This window comes from Bacteriovorax sp. PP10 (assembly GCF_035013165.1).
GTDB lineage: Bacteria > Bdellovibrionota > Bacteriovoracia > Bacteriovoracales > Bacteriovoracaceae > Bacteriovorax > Bacteriovorax antarcticus.
Genome location: NZ_JAYGJQ010000002.1, coordinates 1434267 through 1458112 on the forward strand (window position 1 = coordinate 1434267; position 23846 = coordinate 1458112).

The 23846-nt window shown below is 39.5% G+C and carries 20 protein-coding genes; 5 read left to right on the forward strand and 15 right to left on the reverse strand.

Annotation, left to right across the window (positions count from 1 at the left end):
* Nucleotide 1: 1 nt before the first annotated feature.
* From SHI21_RS16955 to SHI21_RS17010, 12 genes are all read right to left on the reverse strand, one after another.
* Nucleotides 2-931, reverse strand: a complete 930-nt coding sequence (locus SHI21_RS16955; protein ID WP_323578113.1) for a hypothetical protein — start codon at nucleotides 929-931, stop codon at nucleotides 2-4.
* 6 nt (nucleotides 932-937) lie between these two features.
* Nucleotides 938-1573: a hypothetical protein gene (locus SHI21_RS16960; protein ID WP_323578114.1), complete on the reverse strand. Its 636-nt coding sequence runs from the start codon at nucleotides 1571-1573 to the stop codon at nucleotides 938-940.
* Entirely contained in the window at nucleotides 1573-3153 is a 1581-nt protein-coding gene (gene pilM / locus SHI21_RS16965) for a pilus assembly protein PilM (protein ID WP_323578115.1), read from the reverse strand. Before pilM ends, SHI21_RS16960 begins: the two co-directional genes overlap by 1 nt.
* A 77-nt stretch (nucleotides 3154-3230) precedes the next feature.
* Nucleotides 3231-4640, reverse strand: coding sequence for a hypothetical protein (locus SHI21_RS16970; protein WP_323578116.1), 1410 nt, complete (start codon nucleotides 4638-4640; stop codon nucleotides 3231-3233).
* Nucleotides 4633-5535 (reverse strand): PulJ/GspJ family protein, encoded by a 903-nt coding sequence (locus SHI21_RS16975; RefSeq protein WP_323578118.1) that lies wholly within the window; start codon nucleotides 5533-5535, stop codon nucleotides 4633-4635. Before SHI21_RS16975 ends, SHI21_RS16970 begins: the two co-directional genes overlap by 8 nt.
* Nucleotides 5522-6061, reverse strand: a complete 540-nt coding sequence (locus SHI21_RS16980) for a type IV pilus modification PilV family protein (protein ID WP_323578119.1) — start codon at nucleotides 6059-6061, stop codon at nucleotides 5522-5524. Before SHI21_RS16980 ends, SHI21_RS16975 begins: the two co-directional genes overlap by 14 nt.
* The gene (locus tag SHI21_RS16985; RefSeq protein ID WP_323578120.1) at nucleotides 6043-6756 is read right to left on the reverse strand and encodes a pilus assembly FimT family protein; all 714 of its coding nucleotides are present in this window, start codon (nucleotides 6754-6756) and stop codon (nucleotides 6043-6045) included. The genes SHI21_RS16980 and SHI21_RS16985 overlap by 19 nt, the downstream gene beginning before the upstream one ends.
* Nucleotides 6731-7249: a type II secretion system major pseudopilin GspG gene (gene gspG / locus SHI21_RS16990; RefSeq protein WP_323578121.1), complete on the reverse strand. Its 519-nt coding sequence runs from the start codon at nucleotides 7247-7249 to the stop codon at nucleotides 6731-6733. Before gspG ends, SHI21_RS16985 begins: the two co-directional genes overlap by 26 nt.
* Before the next feature lie 39 nt (nucleotides 7250-7288).
* Entirely contained in the window at nucleotides 7289-8503 is a 1215-nt protein-coding gene (gene gspF / locus SHI21_RS16995) for a type II secretion system inner membrane protein GspF (protein WP_323578122.1), read from the reverse strand.
* On the reverse strand, nucleotides 8503-10242 hold the full coding sequence (locus SHI21_RS17000) for a GspE/PulE family protein (RefSeq protein WP_323578123.1): 1740 nt from the start codon (nucleotides 10240-10242) through the stop codon (nucleotides 8503-8505). The genes gspF and SHI21_RS17000 overlap by 1 nt, the downstream gene beginning before the upstream one ends.
* A gap of 22 nt (nucleotides 10243-10264) precedes the next feature.
* The gene (gene gspD, locus SHI21_RS17005; protein WP_323578124.1) at nucleotides 10265-12790 is read right to left on the reverse strand and encodes a type II secretion system secretin GspD; all 2526 of its coding nucleotides are present in this window, start codon (nucleotides 12788-12790) and stop codon (nucleotides 10265-10267) included.
* A gap of 24 nt (nucleotides 12791-12814) precedes the next feature.
* Nucleotides 12815-14329 carry a hypothetical protein gene (locus tag SHI21_RS17010; protein WP_323578125.1) on the reverse strand — a complete coding sequence of 505 codons (1515 nt, stop codon included), beginning with the start codon at nucleotides 14327-14329 and terminating at the stop codon, nucleotides 12815-12817.
* Nucleotides 14330-14507: 178 nt separating this feature from the next.
* Between SHI21_RS17010 and SHI21_RS17015 the strand changes: the two genes are divergently transcribed.
* Genes SHI21_RS17015 through SHI21_RS17025 form a run of 3 tightly spaced genes read left to right on the forward strand, consistent with a single transcriptional unit; the run spans nucleotide 14508 to nucleotide 18919 of the window.
* Nucleotides 14508-16277, forward strand: coding sequence for an acyl-CoA dehydrogenase family protein (locus SHI21_RS17015; protein WP_323578126.1), 1770 nt, complete (start codon nucleotides 14508-14510; stop codon nucleotides 16275-16277).
* Nucleotides 16258-18030, forward strand: a complete 1773-nt coding sequence (locus tag SHI21_RS17020) for an FG-GAP repeat domain-containing protein (RefSeq protein WP_323578127.1) — start codon at nucleotides 16258-16260, stop codon at nucleotides 18028-18030. Before SHI21_RS17015 ends, SHI21_RS17020 begins: the two co-directional genes overlap by 20 nt.
* 31 nt (nucleotides 18031-18061) lie before the next feature.
* Nucleotides 18062-18919 carry a hypothetical protein gene (locus tag SHI21_RS17025; protein WP_323578128.1) on the forward strand — a complete coding sequence of 286 codons (858 nt, stop codon included), beginning with the start codon at nucleotides 18062-18064 and terminating at the stop codon, nucleotides 18917-18919.
* A gap of 7 nt (nucleotides 18920-18926) precedes the next feature.
* On the opposite strand, the gene SHI21_RS17030 is transcribed toward SHI21_RS17025, so the two are convergent.
* Both SHI21_RS17030 and SHI21_RS17035 read right to left on the reverse strand, forming a co-directional pair.
* Complete coding sequence (locus SHI21_RS17030; protein ID WP_323578130.1) at nucleotides 18927-19730, reverse strand: LysR family transcriptional regulator; 804 nt, start codon at nucleotides 19728-19730, stop codon at nucleotides 18927-18929.
* Between the two features lies 1 nt (nucleotide 19731).
* Nucleotides 19732-20151 carry a HesB/IscA family protein gene (locus SHI21_RS17035; RefSeq protein ID WP_323578131.1) on the reverse strand — a complete coding sequence of 140 codons (420 nt, stop codon included), beginning with the start codon at nucleotides 20149-20151 and terminating at the stop codon, nucleotides 19732-19734.
* A gap of 101 nt (nucleotides 20152-20252) precedes the next feature.
* Between SHI21_RS17035 and SHI21_RS17040 the strand changes: the two genes are divergently transcribed.
* The gene (locus SHI21_RS17040) at nucleotides 20253-21989 is read left to right on the forward strand and encodes a M61 family metallopeptidase (protein WP_323578133.1); all 1737 of its coding nucleotides are present in this window, start codon (nucleotides 20253-20255) and stop codon (nucleotides 21987-21989) included.
* A gap of 32 nt (nucleotides 21990-22021) precedes the next feature.
* On the opposite strand, the gene SHI21_RS17045 is transcribed toward SHI21_RS17040, so the two are convergent.
* Nucleotides 22022-22885 carry a substrate-binding domain-containing protein gene (locus SHI21_RS17045; RefSeq protein ID WP_323578134.1) on the reverse strand — a complete coding sequence of 288 codons (864 nt, stop codon included), beginning with the start codon at nucleotides 22883-22885 and terminating at the stop codon, nucleotides 22022-22024.
* A 99-nt stretch (nucleotides 22886-22984) separates the two neighbouring features.
* On the opposite strand from SHI21_RS17045, the gene SHI21_RS17050 reads away from it, so the two are divergent.
* On the forward strand, nucleotides 22985-23830 hold the full coding sequence (locus SHI21_RS17050) for a hypothetical protein (RefSeq protein WP_323578135.1): 846 nt from the start codon (nucleotides 22985-22987) through the stop codon (nucleotides 23828-23830).
* Nucleotides 23831-23846 lie beyond the last annotated feature (16 nt).

Sequence of the window (23846 nt, forward strand, 5' to 3'; positions counted from 1 at the left end):
CTTAGAGTATCTGAGGTGCCCCAGGATTTCTCAGTGGCCCGTTAATCTTCACTTGATAATTACCACTTGTGTTACTTTCAGGCAAGAATAGTTTAATGAACGAGAAGTTCAGAAGAATGTACTGCGAAAGTTTCAGATTACCGTTGAGATTCAGGTTCGAACTCATGAAGTCACTTTCATTGATTTTCATAATGCCTTTCAGGTTTAATTCGATCGGTGCATTGGCCTTTCCGATTTGAATTCTATCTACTGAAAGTGTTTGAGCGTCAGAGAAGTGAGCTGAAATTCTAAGAGTTTCAAGGTTGAGCTGAGTGAGCTCAAACCCTTTGATGTTTTGTGATGGCAGAGAAAAGTTTTTTGAAACGATATCGAGATCGCCGTCAACAATAGCTCCTGACTTGAATTCAAAAAATCCTTCGATACTTAACTGGCCTGAGATCGGAGAAAGATTGGCCTCAGTCATCGGTGCAAAGATTTGTGTATCAACAACGGTCTTTTCAATTTTTACATTTTGAGAAAAAAGAGAGATGACAGGGTATAAATTGATATACGATTTTCCGCTTGTTGCTTCGATATGCAGTCTTAATCCTACTGGGTAGAAACTAGGTGAGTGAAAACCCACTTTGATATCCCTGAATTCAAGACGATTGTTGAATTGTCCAAAACACGCGCCCATGATCACTGGCTTTTTCATTGTCAGTTTAGGCATGAAGTAAGAAAGCTCGGCGCGCTCGAATTGAATCGGGCATGCCTGGTTATTTCCAAGAGTTGTTTGAAGGTATTTATTCACGCGGTCTTCAAGAGAGAAGTTCACTAAAAAACCAAGAATTAAAAGCACGATCCCGATTAAAACGAGACGAGGCTTCGTCCAGTATTTTGGAGCGTATGTTTCTTCGTTGATTTCGTTATATTGAATGCGTTTTCTTTTCATTGTTTTTTATAGCTCTGGAGTTATTGCGTTTTGTCCCATGTGCATTAGGGAGATAGTACCTTGAAGCAAGTTGTTTTCTTGATTTTTAGTCAGGTCAACTTTAATAATCTTTAAACGTTCACGCTCAACCAGAGTTCTCATAAAAGATGAGAAGTCATTAGTTCCAAAGTTTCTAAAATTAAGGTCCGCCTCAACTTTTGCAACTGTTGATGAAGTCGAAGTCGAGTGAAAATTACTCACTGTAACTTTTTCCTGATCAATCGCATTTTGTGAAAGGATATTTCTGATCCTATTGTCTAAATCTTCCTGGCTGCTGATGGCCGTAGGAGAGAGATAGTTTGTACTGATGTTAGTAAGCGCACTCTGGTTTCCTTCATAGAGAGCGATCTGTTCGATAATTTGCTTTTTGATATCCAGAGTCTTTTTCGTTTGAGAGTTTCCCCACCAAAGAACAAGTACGAAAATAAAAGGCAATAAGATAAAAGCAAACGTTGTTAACTGGGCCACAAGTTTTTGTTGTGACTCTTCTAAGTTTGAAAGCCCATCATTGAATTTTTGAAAGACACCATCATTTTTCAAGAGATCGAGTTTCTTGAAAATAAAATCGTCAATTTTAATAAAGATGTTAGAAGCCTTTTCCATTATTGTCGGTCCTCAAATTGAATGCTTAAAGTTTTTTGACCTGTTTGGTATGAAACTTTTAATCCAGGTAGTCCTGAGCCGCGAAGAACCGTGCTCATCTTTTCCAGTTCGGCAGCATCTTCAGCTTGGAACAAGGCCGTCACTTCATAACCATTGCTGGTAAATTTCTCAAGGCTCACTAATGGGTTATTGCTGATAGTTTTACTTAAAACTCCCAGCGGGCGAAGAGCGTTGACTGATTGAGAAGAGAGAATTGAGCTCACTTCATCTTTCACGATTTTATTTTTCTTTTTCATTAAGCTTAAAATCCTGTTGGGATTTTTTTCATAAGCTTTTCTATCAGGAGTGCTGATGTTGAGGTTTGATCTCTTCATCAAGGCCTTAATCTTTGTATCTGTTGTCGTGTTTTGTTTTTGTAAGAAGATAAATCTCTCGCCAGCTAATCCTAAGATTAAAAGAAGGGCGATAAAAGTTGTTCTTACCCAGATAAACACGGCCGAGTGAATCGAGATGAAAGCATTTGAAGCTGTCTGGAATTTACCCGATAAAAAGTTAATGATCGACGATGGAATCTTTTGAGAGACGGCCATCATCTTTGCCATATAGAAATTTTTATCTGTCGCTGTGTAGTCGTTTTTTAAATCAAGAATCGGAGGGAGTGTCTCCACTTTGATTCCAGTATGGTAGTGAATAAAATTATCAAGGTTATTGATGTTGCTTGATCCACCGAAGATATAAAACTTATCGATGTTCGTTCCGAATTTTACACGGTGACCGATTTCCCAGCGTCTTAAATCTAAAATAAACGGATTAAAGATCTGCTTCATTAAAAGAGCGAACCCTTTTTGTTCTGCTGATACGTCATCCAGTTGATCATCGTTCAACATGAAAGCGTTTGCATGTTTATAGATAATCGCATTTTCCATTGAGATTTGATAAGTCTTAGAGATAACTTCATTGATCGCAAGTCCCGCCACATACGAAGTGTGGTTGGAAACAATCTGGCGGTCCTGAACAAAATAAACTTTTGTCGTCTTATGGCCGAAGTCGATAATGCAGCAAGTGTCGTTCATTTTGATATGATCGATATAGGCCTGCATGATTGAAACTTCACTCGTCAAAATTGAAGGCTGAGCTTCTTTATTTTCAAAGTATCCAAAAAAATCTTTGAAGACACTTAGTTGAGTGATGTTACTTAAAACAGAAAAACTGCTGTTTTTCTTATTAATGCGCGAACTAAAGTGAGCATTGTTAAGAGCGTATGGAAGATTCTCTTCCAATTGGAAAGGAATGATCAATTCTGTTTTTCTTTTTGATGTACCAGGAATTTCCAGGTAACGAGTGGTAAGCATCTCGTTAGGCATTTGGAAAATGATTTTGATATCACTGGGTTTCTTCTGAATATAATTAATTATAATTTCTTTCTGCAGATCAATGATGCTGCTGATGTTGGGGTAATGTGGTTTTACTTCATCAAGAATGATTTCCTGTTTTTCAACCAGTACATAATTTTTTCGCTCAGGTCTTACTTCAATAAACTTAACTGAGTACGACCCGATATCAATGGCCAATATATTCATATCTTTAAGTTTATCTAGAAAGGTGATTTCCGCATAGGGAAATATATTACCAGTTGGGTATTAAACGCGATGACCGACTATTCTAGTCGCATTTCAATGACTCTTGGAAGAAGAAGTTCAACCGGCTGAGGTTTATCTTCTTTATCAGCACCTGGCTTTCCACCTTCAGGAGTTGTAACACCTGGTTCGTCCGGAGCAGTAGTACCCGGTGTTCCAGGAGTTTTCGGCTTTACCGGAGTAGGTTTGATTGGCAAATCGATATAGGCAACGACATTGTAAACGGCATTGTTGAAGACTCCACGGCTGTTTACCTTGTAGAGTTTCCCGGCCGTATCAATTGTCAGTCCCGCTTGTTTGAGTTCAGTCATGCGTTCCTGGTATTCAGTGTCGCTGACAATATTTAAAGTAGAGACCACAACATTTTTGAAGTCTTCAGCATTTTTAAATTTATTTGCTTTAATTTTTTTATCAGGATCCCCATCGCGGTACTTAAAAAATTCTTCCACCTGAACATCGTTAACTGAAGGAAACAGGATTTTTAAATCCTGGATCGTTAATTCGTTAATTGAAATAACATTCACTTCGTGAACACTCATGCGGTCTTTAATCAGGTCAACTAAAGCATCATCCCATGAAGGCAGAAGATAAAGCTCATCAATAGACGCAAGAGGTCCGTGCTTCGCCGTAATATTTTTTTGCGAAAACTTAGACTCAATTTCGGGTTTCTGGCTGTCATTGAATTGAGCAGAGTCGTTCACGTAATACTTTAATTCTTTAACCAGGTAGGCCGGGTCAACGTTTGAGTACTTCGAGTGGAAGTCTTCATCCACATCACTTTTATCTTTTAGAAGTCGCTGAAGTGTCTCAGTGATTTTCTTTTCAATAATGACGTCAGCGCGTTCACCTTTTTTCTTGTCTGCTGGAGTTCCCGGTGTCGTAGGCGTTTTATCATCTTCTTCATCATCTGGTTCTTCAAAGGCAGCATCTTTCTGTTGGTCTAGACCAGGTTTAGTGGCCTTAAGGCGAAGTCCATTGGGATTTAAAAATCCTGAAATTTTAGTGAAGGTGACAGAAACTTCACCGCGGAACATGGTTTTTTTATTGAATTCTTCCAGTGCCGTTTTCTGGATAATACCGGCCCCTTTAGGAGCGGGAATAGGGTACATGAAAGGCTGGATAATAATGGCCTCAAGATCTGAAGTAGGAAAAGCACTCTTGATGCTTTCGTCTTTTTCGATCTTGTTTCTTCCTTCCTGATACATGCGAAGTTTTGCCAAAGCAAAGTTCAATCCTGATTCAGCATTTAGTCTCGCCTGGATTTTATCCTGTTGATTATAAACTTTGATCTTGTTGAGTTTGGTTTCAAAAGTAAAATCGGCCAGGAGGAAAGTTAATAGAGCGATAACACCCATAACCATCATAAGGGCCATACCACTATCAGAGTTTAGTGTTTTTTGAAAAAATGTACGACTAGATTTACTAATCATCTTCTTCCTCTGCTGGGTTAATCGGCGTATTGGGATTAGGTGTTCCCGGAGGCTGAGTTCCGCCGCCGTAAGCACCACCGGCTGCGCCTGTTGCCAGGTCATCTTGTTTTGTATTGAAGTACGGATAAAGAACGCGGAAAGCTTTTTCAATTTTCTGTTCATTATTGTCGTCATCAATCCACGTTATATTGACTTTCAAAGAGCGGATAAGATTTTTATTCTCATTGAGCTCTTGAAGAGACGTCGTGTATTTTTTAGAGCGTTCATCCCAGAAAGAAAATTCCAGATTCTTGATTCTCTCCATCACTACTTGAAACTTTGGTTTTGACCAGTCTTGAGTAGGATTGAAAATATCAGTAGCAATCGTCTGGCGGACTAATTCATAAAGGCCGGCAGTTTTATCATCAGGATTATCCGGATCCGGCTCCATCGAGCGCATCGAGTATTTTACCCATGCAAAACGTGACTCTTTGGTATCGGCCATCTTGCGACGGTTGGCCAGAGTTAGAAAAATGATTGTCGATTTATCTTCCGATTTAAATTGCGGGATAAGCGCACCCGTATTGGCCTTGCCATCAAAAGCTCCATTGGCATTTGAAGTATTGTCGGCGTAAATATCAGAGCTCGATCCATTGGCCGTAGGGGCCAGTTTAGAAGAAGCAAAAAGTGGGTTATAGATTTGTGAAATATCAGTATCAAGTCTTCCAATCGCGGTAAGCGTTTGAACAGTCTGGCGGTCTTCTTTAACAACGCGGTCTTTGGTGTCGGTATTCGTATTCACCATTCTAAAAGTGGCGTAAGAAATAAAAGATAGGATGGTAATTGAAATCATGACTTCAATTAATGTGAAGCCTTCCTGATCTGAAAATTTTGGATGAAGATTAGAATGTTCCAATTTTTACATCCGCGGCCGGATTATAAATCCAGGCATCTAAGACAAGAGTCTTACTTGTCGTTTTATTTTTTACCGTGACTTCAACCTGCCAGATCATCTTCTCCATATTTTCTTTGAAGACAGCAAAGATCCTTTTTTCCATCGCCGCTTGTTGGTTGTCTTCATCAGTGGGAGACTCTCCAGCGGTTTCAGCAATTTTAGTCATGTCCGGAACGAAGAATTTTTTATACTCAACGATGGTTTGATAGTTCGGATTATTTTCAATGTCTTTTGTTTCTTTAGTTAAAGTCAGTGAGTCGGCAAGAGTCGGAGGATTGGTGATGATGTCGTTGATTTTATTTTCAGCAAAATCTTTGAGTAAAATATCTTCTTTTAAATTTCCGGAGTCGAGTAGGTTGTAGCCGAAGCCCGTGACAAAAACTGTCGAGAAAATAGCAAAAATAGCGATCGCAATCATAACTTCCATTAACGTGAAGCCGGATTGATTCCCTTTTAAAAATTTAGGAGCTACTTGTCTTTTAGCCATGTCTCAAAAATCTCTTTTGCCTTTTCTGCCTGCAAATCACTTAGTTCTCTGGTCCCAACTGGGACAATCTTAAACTTCTTTTTTTCAATTTTAGAATTGAATGGGTTTATCTCCAGGGAGATAACCTCTTCATCATTGGCAAGTATGATCAGAGCGTCGTCTTTTTCTCCTGTAGGGAAGGAGTAAACCGATACATCCCCAGTGGACATAAACTTCTCAGAACTAGCGTTACCAACACCTAATATTTTAACATTATCTGAGACTTCTGTGTTGGAATCTTGAAACTCCTGCACTTTATTGAATTTCAAATTGATTTCTTTGGTCTGCTTTGCGGCCTTTTCTTCTTCTTCTTTGGTAAGAATTTTGATGGCCGTATCGCTTTCAGGAGGAAGAATAAATGAATCACTCGGCCCATATTCAATGGCGTATTCTTGAGGGGCCTTATTTAACATGAAGTGGAGTCTGACGACAGCGTTTCTTAGAGCAGCTTCATCACTCATAAAGCGAACGGCCCGCTCTAGATTATTACTTTCCTTTTCCAGGTCTGCACCAGTATTAAAAGTATCGGACATGGCCATGGTAAGAACGAACAGAATCAAAACAAAGGCGATCAAGATCTCAATGAGCGTGAAGCCTTTGTTTGATTTTAAAAGTTTTGGTTGAATAAAATTACTCAGCAGCTGGCGCTTCTGCACCAGCTTCAGCTCCTGATCCACCACCAGCAGCAGCGCCACCTTTTCCAGCTTTCAGATAAATATCTGAGTCTGTTCCTTCTCCGCCTGCTTCTCCATCCGGCCCATAAGAGTAGATGTTGAAAGTTTTACCGTCAGATTCGTAAATGAAGTCATTATCCCATGGATCCTTAGGTACTGATTCACCATCGATGAATCCGTTAGCAGGATAATCTTTACACTCACGACCACCAGTTGGTTTTGTCATTAGAGACTCAAGACCTTGTTCAGTTGTTGGGTAAAAACCACATTTTCTTCTGAACTCTTTTAAACGGGCATCAAGACCATTCATTTGAATTTTTGTTGATTTAACTTGTCCTTCATTTAGTGTGTCCATAAAGCGACCAACTACGAATGTACCTGCAACAGCAAGTAGAGTAAGGGCAATTAAGATTTCAATAAGTGAGAAACCTTTTTGATTTTGAACGAGAGCTTTTTCAAAAGACGTGTTTTCCATTGGATCTCCGAAAGGAATTTAAATTTATCTATTTAGATTTTACTTTGTCACATTGTTAAGATCAATAAGGGGAACTACTACCGAGAAGATAATAAATGCCACTACAAGTCCCATAACAACCATCATTATAGGTTCTAACACTGATGTTAGTCCACTAAGTTTTGTATTGACCTGATCTTCATAATTTTCTGCGACAATCTGAAGCATTGGCTCCAATTCACCCGACTTTTCCCCAAGTTTAATCATGTGAGTAACCATTGGAGGAAAGAGTTCTGATCTGATTAACGGGCCTGTGAGCGAAGCTCCTTCGGAGACGCTCTGACGAGAGTCTTCAATGGCCTTTTTCATGTGAACGTTTGAAATTAAATTTGAAACAATTTTCATTGAGACAAGAATTGGAACACCTGACTGAAGTAGTGTGGCAAGTGTTGAGCAAAAACGGCTGACATTGATCATCGTGACAATTTCAGCAACCACCGGCACTTTTAAAACGAAAGCGTCGTATTTTGATCTTCCTGATGGTGTGGCCTTCCATTTTTTAAATGACTGCCATCCAAGGACAGCGGCAATAATTAATAACCACCAGTAGCTAATTAAGAAGTTTGATATCCAAATACAAATTTGAGTCTGCAGAGGGAGAGTCTTTTTCATACTGATGAAAATTTTTGTAATTTTCGGGATTACAAAAACGAAAATGATCCCGATCATCCCACCACCGGCACCCATCATAACAACAGGGTAGGTCATGGCACTCTTAATTTTATTTCGTAGTTTCAACTGGCCTTCGGTAAAGTCGGCAAGTTTTAATAAAACGACTTCCAGTGTCCCCGAAGTTTCACCGGCATCAACCATGTTCACATAAACGTTATCAAAAATTTTCGGGTAATCACCAAGAGCTTTCGCTAAAGATGATCCTTCGTTAACTTTTTGGCGGATTTCTGAAAGGGTAATTTTTAAATTCGGATTTTCTGTCTGATCAACTAGGGCAGTGAATGCTTCTACAACTTGAATTTTTGCACGCAATAGCGTGGCAAGCTGTCTAGTCATTAAAGAGAGGTCATCAATCGATACAGCACTACCAAAACTAAAGCTGGCATTCTTTTTTACTGACCCGGAAGTCTGCTCACTGATTTCTGTCAGCATAATGCCCATAGAGCGCACGCGAGATTTAGCAGCGACCAGACCTTCAGAATTCACTGTGCCTTTAACTTCGCTTCCTGACTTATCGAGACCTTTATAATTATAAATTGCCATTAGTGTTGAACGTCCTCATCTTCTTCGTTAATCGCGCGAACCATTTCTTCTACTGAAGTAATCCCTCTGAAAACTTTTTCCAGGGCATCCTGACGAAGAGATTTCATTCCGTTTTTCATCGCCATTTTCTTAACAGTGTTTGCGTCTGCTTTCTTTAAAATAAGCGGGCGGATGTCATCGGTCAAAATTAAAAGTTCAGACACGACAGTCATACTTCCGTAACCCATGTAGTTACATTTCGCACAGCCTTTTGGTTTGTACAAAGTAGCACCTGGTGGAATTGAATGTACATCGAGCATTTGGAAATCGTATTCAGTTGGTTCGTAAGACTCTTTACATTCATTACATAAAGTTCTGATCAATCGCTGAGCAAGAACTGCAGCAAGTGAAGAAGCAATTAAGAACGGCTGAACTCCCATATCAATTAAACGGTTGGGAGCAGATGAAGCGTCATTCGTGTGAATCGTAGATAGTACAAAGTGACCTGTAAGAGACGCTTGAATCGCCATCTCGGCAGTTTCTAAATCTCGTGTTTCCCCGACCATGATAACGTCCGGGTTTTGACGAAGAATAGAGCGTAGTGCTTTCGCGAATGTCAGGTCAATTTTATGGTTAACCTGGATTTGTGAAATACCTTGCAGCTCATACTCGACCGGATCTTCAACTGTGATAATCATTTTATCAGGAGTATTGATACGATCTAACATGGCAAAGAGAGTTGTCGTCTTCCCGTGACCAGTAGGCCCTGAAACGTAAACGACTCCGTGCTTTCTTTTTGATAATTCATCCAGAGCTTTTAAGTTCGCTCCATGGAATCCTAAGTTTTCCAGAGTTAAAATGTTGTTGGACTTTTCTAGAACCCTCATTACGATACGTTCACCGTTTTGAATCGGAACAACAGAAACCCTGATATCGATATCTTTTCCGGCCATCTTAATCTTGATACGTCCATCCTGTGGAAGACGTTTCTCGGCGATGTCCATAGACTTTGTCATAACTTTTAGACGTGATGTAACAGAAGCTTGAGTTTTAATCGGCTGGCGTAAAATTTCACGCATAACTCGGTTAACACGGAAGCGGTACACAACTTCTTTTTCATAAGGCTCGATGTGAATATCTGAGGCACGCTCTTTAATCGCGCGGAAGATAATCGAGTTAACAAAACGAATAACTGGTGCTTCATCAGCTCCAGCTTCAAGAATATCAATTGGCCCGTCTAGATCTAAGTTTTCATCGAAGTCACCTTCGATATTGTCTACAACGTTTCTATTGGCACGTTCGTAAATGCGGTTAATCGCATCCTGAACTTTAAGAGGTGATGAGACCACCATCTTAACTTCTTTCTTAAAAATTTCCTGGATGTCGTTGATAGCATCGAAGTTGAACGGGTCAGTCACTAAAAGAGTGATCGAGTAATCAGTTTCTAAAATCGGCAGGACCTCGTGAGTCTTGGCGTAGTTGATACTGATGTTCATCGTCAGGTTCGGGTCGATTTCATCGAGTTTTAATTCTGTCACATAGGGGATGTCCACCTGATGACAGATTACTTTGATAATATCGTGAGGATGAATATAGTTTTTCCTCAGGAGAATTTCTCCCAGGAGCATTCCTGATTCCTGCTGAATCTCCAGCGCTTCATCTAACTGGTCTGTAGTCAGCGAAGTGTGTTTCAAAAGCAGCTGGCCGATTTTTTCTTTCTGGCCTTCGACTTTTTCCATCATGTGATCAGTTATTTTCACTCAATAATCCTTAGTCTTTTTTTTACTGTACTGTACTTGCCGTTTCTTTAGCTTCAGATTTTTTTACAATCTCAACGTAATCAGGAGTCGAGTCTACAGCATCAATTGAGTTAGAAGCTGAGTCCAGGCCATTGATTGCATCGTTTCTTGATTTGTACTTATCCGATTCAGTTCTATCGTATAACGGTCCTTCTTCCTGTTTTTTTGCCTTGTCGTATAGACCTTTAACAGTTGTAGCAAATCCATCATCATCACCAACCATATTCTTTAAGTGGGCCTGACGACGGTTAAGAAGGTCTTTTACATTTTCCGGGTTTGTCTTTTCATACGACGCCAGAATTTTTGGTGTCATGAAGAAGAGTAGGTTAACTTTTTCTACTGTCTTCGTTGTGTTTTTAAACAACCACCCTAGTACCGGAATATCTCCCAATAATGGAACCTTGCTGACTGTTCTTGATTCTTTATCGCGCATTAAACCACCCATCGCGATGGTGTCTTTATCACGAACAACAACTGTCGTCTGGATTTGTCTTAGAACAGTCCCCACACCACCCTGAGTAGAACTTAACTCTCTACCAGAGAAATCTACAATCTTCTGATCGATTTTAAGTTTAACAAAGCGAGTGACCTTGTTGATCTGTGGAGTGATTTTTAAAGAAAGAGAAACTTTTTGCATCTTAATAGAGTTCGTAGTCGAACCGTTTGTTGCACTTGTTGTTTCAGTCGTAGGAACTTCTTCCCCTGACTCGAAAGCACCTTCAACGTTATCCATTGTTAAGATTTGTGGAGTCGCCAGAACGTTTGTCGAGTTTTGTGTCGCAATCGCTGTGATTAAAGCGTTAACAGAGTTTACTTGTAGAGGTGTTCCACCGGCCGGGTTTGGAAGTTCAACTTTTCTTCCAATACCACCACCAACAAATAAACCTGAAAGGTTTGTAATATTGTTTGTCATAAGAGAAAGAAGGTCGTTTGTTTTTCCGTAACCAGCTTTTTGAGATCCACCAGAACCATAAGCACCAATTAAGCTAATTCCGAATCCATTTGTTTTACCAACATTTGTTTCCATCATTAGACCTTCAACATAAACCTGGTCACGTGGAATATCCAGCTGAGCGATAACTGCTTTTACAGTTTCATAGTCAGTAGGTGAAGCCGTTACAACAAGCGCGTTGTTGTCTTTATCAGAAGTGATTTTTACTTCGCTGTTAAATAATGTCGCAGTTGTAGCAGTGCCACCAACCGGACTTGTAAAACGAGTTAATCCTCCAGCACCACCAGATCTTGGTGCATTTCCTACCAGAGAAGAAAGTGTTTTAGAAAGGGCCTCAGAGTCACCGTAGTTCAGATAATAAACGTGAATTTGTCCAGAGCCAGCAGCTACAACTTTTACGTCTAGTTTTTCAATCAGTCCTCTTAGTTCGCGTGCCCCTTCAGAGTTTGCCATAGCGATAATTGAATTCGTTCTTGGCTCAGCAATGATACGTGAAATATTTGATTGAGAAGTTGATCCTGTTCCACCAGCAACACTGCCAGTTCTCGCAGCACCCGCAGCTCCAGCTCCACCTTTAAGAATTTTATCTAATAGGGTAGCGATCTCTTGCGCAGAAGAATTTCTTACTTTAATAATTTGCAGAGACTCTTCGTGACCTGGGATATCGATGAACTTAATAAGCTTCATTAAACGATTGATGTGCGTTCCAGTTTCCTGAACGATAACCGTGTTCGTTTGCTTGATCTCGATAATTCTTCCGTAACGAGACATGAAAGGTCTAAATGAGTTCGCTACTTCTCTAGAGTTTACATACTTCAGAGGGATAATCTGCATCACGTAGTTTTCAGTATTAGGAGTGTATGTTCCCGTATACATCGTCGTTGGAGAGTATCTGATATCGCGGTTATTAACGATTGTGTAGAATGCCCCTGATTTCACCAGAGAGTATCCGTTGATTGAAAGAGCTTGAAGGTAAGCTTTCCACGCATCTCCAATCGTAATTGGAGTAGGGCTGGAAATCGAAATCTTTCCTTTGATATCCTTATCAAGGATTAAGTTTAATCCCGTAAGTTTTTGCATGTGTTTTGTTAAATCAAGGATTGAAACGTTTGGAAAATCAAATGATGTTACAACTTCAGGGCCGAATGCTGTTTCTGGATTTAAGTTAACAAACTTTTTATCTGACTTGTTAGGGTTAGCTGATCTAACACTTTTTCTTCCGAAAGTATCAGCTCCACTACCGCCAGATGATCCTGGAATATCAGCGCTCTCGCTGTCGTCACCACCACCAGCAGCAATACCTTCATCGTCATCACCTTCAAAGTTGGTAGTGTCTTGAGCAGAAGTGTTGTTTAAAAGTGAGCTCGCCGATTTGCCAGTATCTGGAATAGAGATATCAGCAGGAGTGTTGAGCTTTCCAGGTACACCTGCACGGGGCCTGCTAAACTTAGTTTTGCTCTTATACTTATCAAACTGAGCTCTTACCTCAGGAGATAATCCCGCTGATAATAGCAAAGTGGCCGTAAGTACTTTAGAGAGGTAAACATTTTTTTTCATTTTTTTTCGTCCAAATAAATATTTTTATTCAAAGCCGTATTCTAAATTTTCGTTCATTCCATTACGTTTTAAACCAATTTGAAAAGCATCGATGTCTTTAATTCTTCCCATTAAAGTCATAAGCTCATTCAGGTTTTCAATCTTCTTACCGTTGATGCTGGTAATGATGTCATCGTTTTGGATATTAAGTTGAGAGTAGATACTTCCCGGCACAACTTCAGTCATCTTAAATGAAAGAGACCCATCCGGATTTGTGATCTGGATTGCTTTTGCCTGAGTTAAGACTTCACTCATGTTGCTGATCATCTTGTCTCTGAACTGGCGCTTAATCTTAAAGTTGTTCCCGGCATTTTTAATCATCGGGTTTGTGCTCTTAAAGAAAGACTTAGCTTGTTTCTTAGACATGATCTGGATATTTGGCATTTGCGCCGGAGCTTCTTCATCTTCACTTGCGATATACTCGCAGTCACCTGTCGTCAGGTTCTTTAAAATAATCTTCATGCGGTTAATTTTTGAAACTTCTACCGCGTTGTTGATTTGTTCACCTTCACGAACATTGACCAGGTCACTTGATCCACGCACCTGAACAGAGGCCACCGACTTCACCGAGTCTTGTAAAACGATTGTGTCTAATAACTTTAGAGGTTCAGCTGTTGGTTTTTCAGCATCAAGACAAATGATACTGGCGATATCTTTTTGTTCTTTTTTCGTTTCGTTTCTATCGCTTTCTTTAATGTTGAAAAGGTTTGTCGAAGAAATTCGGTTAATATCCTGAAGCGTGGTATCTGTTTTTTCAATCGGCATTGTAATGTTGCTCTTTACAGTCGTTACAACTGGAGTAGAGCGCCCTAAAAAGAGTGCAGTCCCTTTACCGATTAAATAAGTAAACGTTACAACTAAAAGGATAATAAATACGCCGTGAACTTTTCCTCTTGTATAAGGTGAGAAAAGTTTTAAAACAAAGTCGTTCCAGCTGAATTTATCCAGCGATTTCATTGGAGAACCAGAAAAACGATCTTTGAGATTTGGCCTGTCAAATGAATCAGTTGAGTCGTATGATTTTCCAAATTTTGGAAACTTAATTTTAAAGCGTGATTTCGTTTTTTCAGGCGGAGTAGTAGGAGACGCGCTTTTTCCCATTTCCTCGAAAGTCATATTTGTATCAGTTGCGTCTTCACCAAGATTGTCGTTAATCAGGTGCTGATTTTCTTCTCTGAACTTATCTAAGTTGAAGTTACTAAGGGTTTTTTCAGCAAAGTCTTCAGGGTTATCGTCAGAGAAACCTTCTTCTTCAAGAATTTGTGATTTAGTTAAGGTCGCATCTTCTGAGTGTTTTGTACGAGGCATTTCTTGAAATGCAAAGTTCTCCTCCTCTTCATTAGAGGAGTCATCATTAAGATCATCGACCTGTGATTCAATATCATCAGATTTTGTTTTCTTAAACCTATCAAGGAATTTAAAATTGAAATTAAATTTTTTCATACTTGTTTCACATCCGTTTGAAACAACGCCAGTAGATCTTTCAAATTCACCTTCCATGGTGGATCAAAATTATTCTTATTCTTCTATTCTAAGAAGTTAGCGGACTCATAGCAATAAGATTCTTTAATCCGACAAAAAAAATTGGTTTTTTGATTTCATTTCTCTTTTTGTAAAGTTTGAGTATCCTAGTACATGTATTCTCTTTAACTCAGATAAAATTAAAAGGTGATCAAAAATGGCAAGTAATCCAAACGGTAATTTTGAATCAGTAGTGGGTTCTTTCTTCTTTGGAGAAATGAACGAAAGTCTGGTTTTCCCTTATCCACAATTCTCAGACTCTCAAGTTGAAATGGCAAAAGAGATGACTGCAGCAGTTGACCAATTTGCTAAGGATAACTTCCATAGTGAGAAATTTGATAATGAAGGAAAGCTTCCAGAATCTATCATTAAAGGACTTTCTGAAATGGGTCTTATGGGGCTTGGAGTTCCGGAAGAGCTAGGTGGATTAGGATTAGACTACTCATTATACTGCCGCGTATTTGGACAGCTGGCGAGTAAAGATAGTGCGATCGCGACAATGGCCGGAGCACACCAATCGATCGGGTATAGAGCATTACTTAACGAAGGGAACGACGAACAAAAAAAGAAGTGGCTTCCGAGATTAGCATCTGGTGAAGTGATTGCTGCTTTTTGTTTAACTGAACCAGGATCTGGGTCAGACGCTTATTCAATCAAAACGAAAGCCGTCGACAATAAGGATGGTACATACACTATCACTGGTCAGAAATTATGGATTACTAACGCAGGTCTTGCAGGATTTTATTCTGTTTTTGCAAAAACTGAGCACATGATTGACGGAAAAAGTGTGGAAAAAATTTCCTGCTTTATCGTTGAAGGTGGAATGCCGGGACTGTCTTTCGGTGAAAAAGAAAACAAAATGGGAATTCGTGCCAGTGAAACTCGCGCGGTTTATTTCGATAAAGTTGTTGTTCCAAAAGAAAATATTCTTGGTGAATTAGGAAAAGGATTTAAGATCGCGATGAACGTTCTTAACTCTGGACGACTGTCTCTAGGAGCAGGTTGTGCGACAGGAATGAAAATGATTCTTGATCTTGCTACTAACCACGCAGCTAACAGAAAACAATTCGACCGTCCGATTGCTGAGTTTGGATTAATTCAGGAAAAATTAACAAAGATGGCAGCTTCTACTTATGCAGTAGAAAGTATCGTTTACCTTACGACTGGAAACATGATTAAAGGAATGAACGACTACTATATGGAAACTGCTGTATGTAAAGTTTATGGTTCAGAAAATCTTTGGTCATGTATCGACATGGCAATGCAAATTGCTGCCGGTAACGGTTACATGAAAGAGTATCCTTATGAGCGTTTAATGAGAGACGTTCGTATCAATATGATCTTCGAAGGAACGAATGAGATTCTTCGTTGTCTACTTGCTCTATCAGGAGTGAGAGGTCCATCTGAAGATATGAAAGAACTTGGAAAAATTTCTGATGTATCTTCAGCACTAAAAGCACCGATTAAGTCACTTGGGGTTTATACAAAATTTGCCCGCAAGAGAATGTCTAATATGATGGGATCAAAACAGATTACAAAAGCTCACCCTGAACTAAAAGAGCAAGCTGCGAAGTTCTCTTCAATGCTGGGAAGATTTGCGATCGCAGTAGAAGATTCATTAATTAGATACGGTAAAAAAATTATTGATAACGAAATCCCTCAAGGACGCCTTGCTGATATGGCGATCGAGCTTTACGTTATCCTTGCTTGTATCTCTAGAACGACAGCTATTTTAAATGGAACAAAGGCGACTCAGGAACAAAAAGACCAGGCCCTTCGTTTAACAAAATACATCTGTAACGATTCAGGAAGAAAGATTAAGAGAAACCTTAAAGCAATGTCTAAGAACAATGACAAAGCTGTAGCTAAAATTTCTGAATCAGTCGTAAAAACTGGCGGGTACGGATTTGATATTATCGATTTCTAAAAAACATTCATTTTTACTGGCACTCCTGATTGTACTATCAGGATGTGCCGATAAAAAAATCAGACCTATCGTTGACGTTGGCGGCCCTCGCGAACAGTCGATTCCTTATGATATTAACCCTGTTAAAGCTTCCGGAAATTATGCAGGTGTCTTCGTCGATAAGACTGAAGAGTATGGACTCAAAGGCATTCAGGCCGTTCATATGTATGCTGTAGATGTTAATAACGATGGTGCCACTGACCTGGTGGTATTGGATGACTTTCTAGCATCTCCAAAATTTTACTTCTTCAATAAAAAAGAAAAAAAATTCCAATTAGGGCCAAGTCCATTTAGTGAACTTGTCCGTGCCAGTTATTTAAATTTCATCGACCTTGATCACGATGGTGTCCTGGATGTGATCGTTGGAAACTTAAATCAAAAAAGTGAAGTCACTCAATACCCCGCAAGAGTTTTTAAGGGGATTGTAGCTGGTGGAAAAGTTTCCTATGTTCAAAAGGCCACACTGCCAACAGGAATTCTTCCAACGGCGAGCATTGTTCCTTTTGATTTTAATCTTGATGGTGAAATTGACTTGTATCTTGCTAATTGGTTTTCTCAAAAAGATCTTAATCCCAAACCCGTACCTGATAGTTTATTGCAGGGAAAGGGTTTTGAATTCACCAATATCAGCACTCAGCTGCAAGGTGAGTATGAAGTGAGTCGCAGTGACAAAGGTTATCCAAATGCCACTCCAACTTTTGGAGCAAGTGTTTGTGATGTCGATAAAAACGGCCTGCCAGACATTATGACGAATAACTCTAATGGTTATTACAATAAGTTGTGGCTCAACGTTGATGGAAAAAATTTCACTAACTACGGGACCATTACAGGGTACGCTGCTGACGGTGAGGGAACTGCAGAAACAAAAGGTGGAGGAAACTCTTTTTTTAGTTTGTGTGGTGATTATAACAACGACGGTTTTGTCGATATCGTAGTTGGTAATCTTGCAAAAGACAGCGATGCTGAAACTCATGACAAATCTGCTATCCTCACAGGCTCTACAGGGACATTCCCACCTAAATTTTACCGCACTGAAATCTTCCCAGAAGAAAAAACGGATAACTGGTCAGAAGGCAATAGAAGAGGGATCTGGCTTGATTACAATCTTGATGGACGCATTGATTTATTAATCGCCAACTCAGGATTTCCTCCTTCATCGAGAATGTTATTTTACGAACAACAGGCCGATCATGAATACATAGACCGCGCTCGCGAAATGGGAGTCAACCTGATGAACCCATCGGGAATGGTGTCTATTGATTTGAATGGCGATGGTGTGATGGATTTTATTTCGGGACAAAGCAAAGTGCGCGCAGGAGATATCAGCAGCCATGTTTATGTTTTTGAAAATCAAACGAAACGCCAAGGCAGAGGATCAATTCGTTTTCATCTTCAAGGTAAAAAAAGTAACTATCACGGGATTTCTTCAACGCTAACTTTTAGAACGACGAAAGTGGCGCGTTTTGGTGAAGCTAATTACGCTTACGGATCTCTTCCGTCACAAAATGAAGAAGGCGTATATTTTGCGTTCGGCACTGAGACTCCAAAAAATGTCGAAGTGAGATGGAGTATTGGAAACAGCGATCGCTTAGGAAGGATTTCACCACTGGTAAAAACCTATAACTTACAAAAACTCTCAGGAAAAGGTAAGCATCTGGAACTAAACCTTTGTGAAGATGGAAGAGTGTTACCGAAATCAAAAAAATGCTATTAATTCGTAACTAAAATCATCCGATGAAATGGGTATGAAAACACTTCTACTCATTATTGTTTCCTTATCATTTTTCAGCTGCTCAACGCCTCCCAAGGTGATGGAGTCGGGTGATCGAGAACCCGCAAGTTTTCAATCATGCCTTGAGGCCATGGGCCAGATCATGAACTACAAACCATTCTATGGCCCTGGAGCGAATGTTTTTTCCAAGGCAAAAAACTACGCTGAACTAGAAGCTCTTTATGGTGGAGAGAATTTAATCGAGATTCAACGAAGAATGTCGGACTCTGAAATCCTGGCCAACAATGCAAACGTTAAAAAAATCGCCTTAGAGTCTTATGAGGTTCAAGCGATTCCAGGCAAGAACACAAAAGTCACAACGGCAGACACGAATGTTATTTATAATGCGACTTCAAATTCACAGGTTAATAAAAATCATTATTGTTATGATACAAAAGGCACGATTGGATTTTGTTTCGGTAGAGCAACGATCACTCACATGGAAGCTATCGTAAGAGACATTCATCCTGATTTAGTAAAAAAGATCTGGATAGCCGGCGACATGGGCGTGTGGGGTCACCACGTGGCCACAATGCTCTACACTGAAAAAGGCTGGATGGTTTTAGACACAAACATCGGACATGCTGTGCCGGTAGATTACTGGATCGAGTACTACATGCCTCAAAAGCAAAAAGGCGCCAAAGAGATTATGGTTTTTATCACTCAGGCCGGACGTTTTGGCCCGTATGATAACCGTCCCTACAATGCGGTTGATTTATTCAATACCCAAAGTGAAGACTTCAATAAGGCCGCTGACTACTTCAATGGTTATTTCCACGACTATTTTAACAGTCTGGATAACGTAAGAAGTAAGCCTTTGTTCCAACAATAATGTCGTTTTATTTCTTTTTTACAATGTCACATAATGCCTGAATTCGTTCGGGCATTTTTTTGTAATTAAGTGTCGAAAGATAAATTTGTGACGACGGCAGTCCCGGAAACTCCTGAACTTTTAGCTGGTCTTCTTTTCTGATCAAATGATCAGGAACAACCGCGATACCCACATCATTTTTTACCAGAGAGATGATTGAAGAAAATGAATCCACCATAACGATTGATTCACTCTTTGTTTTAGACAATTTAAACAAATGATCGTTATTAGAAAAAACAACCCATCTGCTTTCATTTAATTTTTTACGATTGATTTCATTCTTAGAAATAAGAACCAGTTTTTCTTCAAACAATTTTAGTGAAGTCACGAGTTCTGATTGAATGTTTTCCACACCGAAAATCACGTCGAATTTGCTTTCTTCGATTCCTGATTTTAATTCCGGCATATCTGCGACGTGAACAGTGACGTCACGTTTTTGATTTTTTAAATAATCAGTAAGCAGTGGTGTGAACCAGTTTTTAAGAAGTCCTTCAAGGATTCCGATTGAAAGTGGAAGCTGGTCTTCACGTTGAAAAATTTGAAGAGATGTTTTCTCAAAGCTTTGTGAAGCCTGATAAAGCTCTTTTCCTTTTTCAGAGAGAATAACTTTCTTGCTTGATCTGATGATCAACTCTTCTTGAAGTGAGTCTTCCAGAAGTTTAATCTGGCGGCTGACAGCTGATTGAGCAATATTTAATTCTTCGGCCGCTTTTGAGAAGCTTGAGTATTTGGCCGTTAACATGAAAGCTTTTAAGTAACGGAAGTCGAGCATCTTAGATTCCTTCTTTTACAGGTGGCGTTTTTTCAGGATTTGCTCTCCAGAATTTTCCTTTAAATTCAGACTGTGAGTGATTTGTAATAACAAACCCTTCAGCATCCTGATTAAAATCCTGAATGAAATCTACAGAAGCTTCCTGTAAATAGAAGGCAGCAAATGGATCGATGACGACAAAAATATCGTCTTCAGTATTTGCGATACGAACTTGAAAATCTTCATCTTGAAGGTCAGTAAAACCTGCTGCGTATGTAAAACCTTCGCAGCCTTTTCCACTAACTACGATACGAAAATATTTACCCGCCAAGGTAAAGTCATTATCGATAATTAGCTTCAATTGAGAAAGGGCGCGTTCAGTAAACATGATCACAGGTGGTAAAACCAGGTCTTTGTTAACGGTATTTTGTTTAAAGGCCATGTGAAAATCCCATGCGGAAGTATGTCGTTAGTGTTATTGTTGATGAGTCCAAGTACTATCCAACCAAAAAAGAATTTACAAGTCAAAAAAGGAATTATTTTATGAAACTGACATATAAATTAATTATCGAAACACCTTCGACGCACCAAGTTCGTGTCATCATTACCGGAAAAAAAGAAAGTTCAGAAAACGTTTTAGATTTTTTTCTACCGCGTTGGTCTCCAGGATCTTATTTAATGCGCGAGTATTCTCGTCATTTATCTAATATTGTTGCGACGACTGCTACAGGAGAGAGACTCTTTCTTGAACAAACAGATATTTCAACATTTCATATTGACTGGAAAAAGAGTGAGCTAAAAAATTCCAATAAGGATGCTGATTTCTTTACAATTTCTTACAACGTTTTTTGCCATGAGCTAACTGTCCGTACATCACACGTTGATGATTCACATGCATTCTTACATCTTCCAACATTGCTAATGGGAGTGCAAGGAATTGACATTGTTAACCCAACTATTGAATTAGCTTTTCCTGCATCATGGTCAAAAGTGACGACTGGATTAAAAGATATTTCTGAAAAAAGAGAAGTGTTTTTATATGAAGCTAAAAACTACGACGACCTGATTGATTCACCGATTGAAATTGGTTGTCAGGAAACTGATGGTTTCGCTATCGATGGAATTCCACACGATGTCGTATTCTACGGAGCTCAATTACCACACAAAGAAAATATTAAAGAAGATACGAAAAAAATCGTCGATCATATTGCAAAGTTCATGGGTGGATTTCCTTATGAAAAATACTCATTCATCACGCACTTTGTGCCAGGACTTTACGGCGGATTAGAACACCACAATTCAACGGCCCTACAATTTTGCCCGACACAAATTACAAACCGCAAAGGTTACATCAATTACCTGGCGTTAGTTTCACACGAATACTTCCACACATGGAACGTAAAACGTATCCGCCCGTTCGAGCTTGGACCGTTTAATTATTTAAGAGAGGCGACATCTAAACTTCTGTGGCTTGCTGAAGGATTAACTTCTTTAATGGATGAATTATTTATCTATAGAGCAGGGATGATTACTCTTGAAGAATACTTAGAAATGCAAAGAGATAACTTAAACCGTTATTACTCAGTACCGGGAAGAAAATTTCATTCACTAGATGATTCATCTTTTAATTCATGGATTAAATTATACCGTCCGGATGAAAACACAAATAACTCAAGCATCAGTTACTACTTAAAAGGTGGAATTGTTTTCTTTGCTTTAAATATTTTACTGGCAAAGAAAAACAAAAGTATCAACGACGTTTTAAGTGCTCTTTGGAGTGACTACCAGGCCAATCCTGGACGCGGTGTAAATGGTGAGCAGGTTTATAAAATTATAGAAGATGTTGGTGGAGCTGAAATCCGTGAAAAATTCGAAGTGATGACTTCAACGACTGAAGAGTTGGATCTTGAATCGATCTGTCTTGAGGCCGGATTAAAACTAGAGTGGGACAATTCAGACGTTCCTTGGTTAGGTCTGGATGTTGAGCATAGTGGAGACCGCGTGATTGTCCGCACTGTTATTTTAGATGGGCCTGCCTATAAAGCGGGAATCAATGCAGGGGATGAGATCATCGCTGTTAATGGAATGCGTATTCTAAAAGACCGCTACTCTGAATTTGCAAAATTTATGAGAGTCAATGAGACATACACAGTAACGATTTCAAGACTAGCGTCGCTTGCGACTGTGAACTTAAATGTAGGTGTAACTCCAGCGAAAATTCGCGCTATTTCAGTGGTGAATAAAGATCTTGCCGTAAAAGTATTAAATCCTTCAAAGTAAAAAAGTAAGGCGCCTTCGGGCGCCTTTTTTATTTATGAGATCTTTGAATAACTTTCCTGAATAAACTGACAGATAGAAGTCGATAGTTTTTTTGAGTCTGTACGCCTTCTAAGCCACCATACACACATTTTCCTATCCATTTCGATCTCACGCTCCACTTCGACGATTTGTTTGCTCTTGATCAAATCAAGCACCAGAATTTTTGGAACAATACTCCAGCCAATTTCGTGCAAAACGGCCGAGCGGTTGGCAATTAAATTATTCACAGTAAGGGCCGTGACTTTTCCCAATGCAGCTGCATCGAGATGAAAGATATCAGGATTAATTTTATCGTGTCTGACAAAAGGTTTTTTTAACAGTTCATCAAAACTTAATTTGTGTCCTTTAGATTTCCAACTAGCAGGTGCAACAACGGCCCACTCTTCTTTAAAGAGTGACCGGTGAGCAATCGCCGGGTCTTCAGGAGGATGGCAAACAATAACGAAATCGCATGCCCCTTCAGTTAAGTGAGTCTCAAAATTTTTATCAGGAGTCGTGAGCTGAAAATTAATATTAGGGCCAAGCTTCTTTTTTAAGTCCGATAAGTTGGGAATAAGAAACTCTTCAGCAAGCCACATAGTCGAAGCAATGCGTACCGAAGTATTTCCAACCAGCACTTTTTTTTGAGTGGCGATACTTTCTTCCAGCCATCCCACTAAATTAGAGCCAGCTTCTGTGAGTCCCCATTTGCCTTTAATCTTTTGAAGCAGTCCATGCTCTTCAGATATGCGCTGGGTTTTTCTCTGCAATCCGGCCGGATCACAATTAAGTAGTCTGGCAGCTTCACGCAGGGAAGTCGCGTCTTTATAGGCGCGGAGAATAAGACAGTCATCGGGAGAAATAATAAATTGTTCCATGTTGATATTTATCCATCTTAATGTTGATATTCGTCAACATACATTTTTTGTCATTTGCGGGATGTTCAATGGACTTGTATTCCCAATAGGAGAGGATGTATGAAATTTCTAGTAATTATGGCCTTGGTAATGACTCAAAATTTAATGGCCGAAACTTTTAATCCTAAGTATTTTGCCAACGAAGCAGTTCAGAGACTGGCACCAGAGGCCTTTGCGCTTCGGCCGGAAGCTGCAGCTTTTCATTCGGTCTCTGGGAAAATCTCTCTTAAAGAAAGACAGGCACTCATTAAACTTATTAATGAAAATCCAGAATTAAAAGCGGAAATTGTGAATTTTAAAAATTTGGATTGGGAGAAAAAAGAAAAAGTGTTAAAGACGGTCTTTGCTCTTGAAGTGAAAGCGCTAAAGATTCAGGCCCCGATTTTAATCATCGATTCGAAACGTATCAAAGGCGAAGCGTACTTTGACTTTGATATTCATAACCCCACTCCAGGAACTGTTATTATCAATCCTGAGGCGATTGCCAAAGATTCTAATCCCTATACGGCACTACTATTGTTAGTACACGAAACAAGGCATTCTGCTCAGTTTCAATTGGCCTTCATGTCTGACAATTCGGATAACCCGATGGCCAAATCCTATAAAGCGGCCTTCATTGCTCAGAAAGAACACGCTACCGAAATTGTTTCGTTCTGCGACTTCTTAACACTCATTAATGAGTATGAAGCGTTTCAGTTTGGAAACTACGTTATTTCTTCTTTAGTGAGCGGAGATGTCGACACATTAGGAATGGGAACTTATGCCAGCCAATTCAATCAAGATTTCACATTGAAAATTGATTTAGGGAAACTTTTTAAGGACTATGAAGGTGGGGAAAATAAAGAAACGATTCTTAACACTTTTAATGGTTTAGAGAAGGCCCAGTATGACATTCTTATAAAGTAAAAAGACCTTTTTCGAA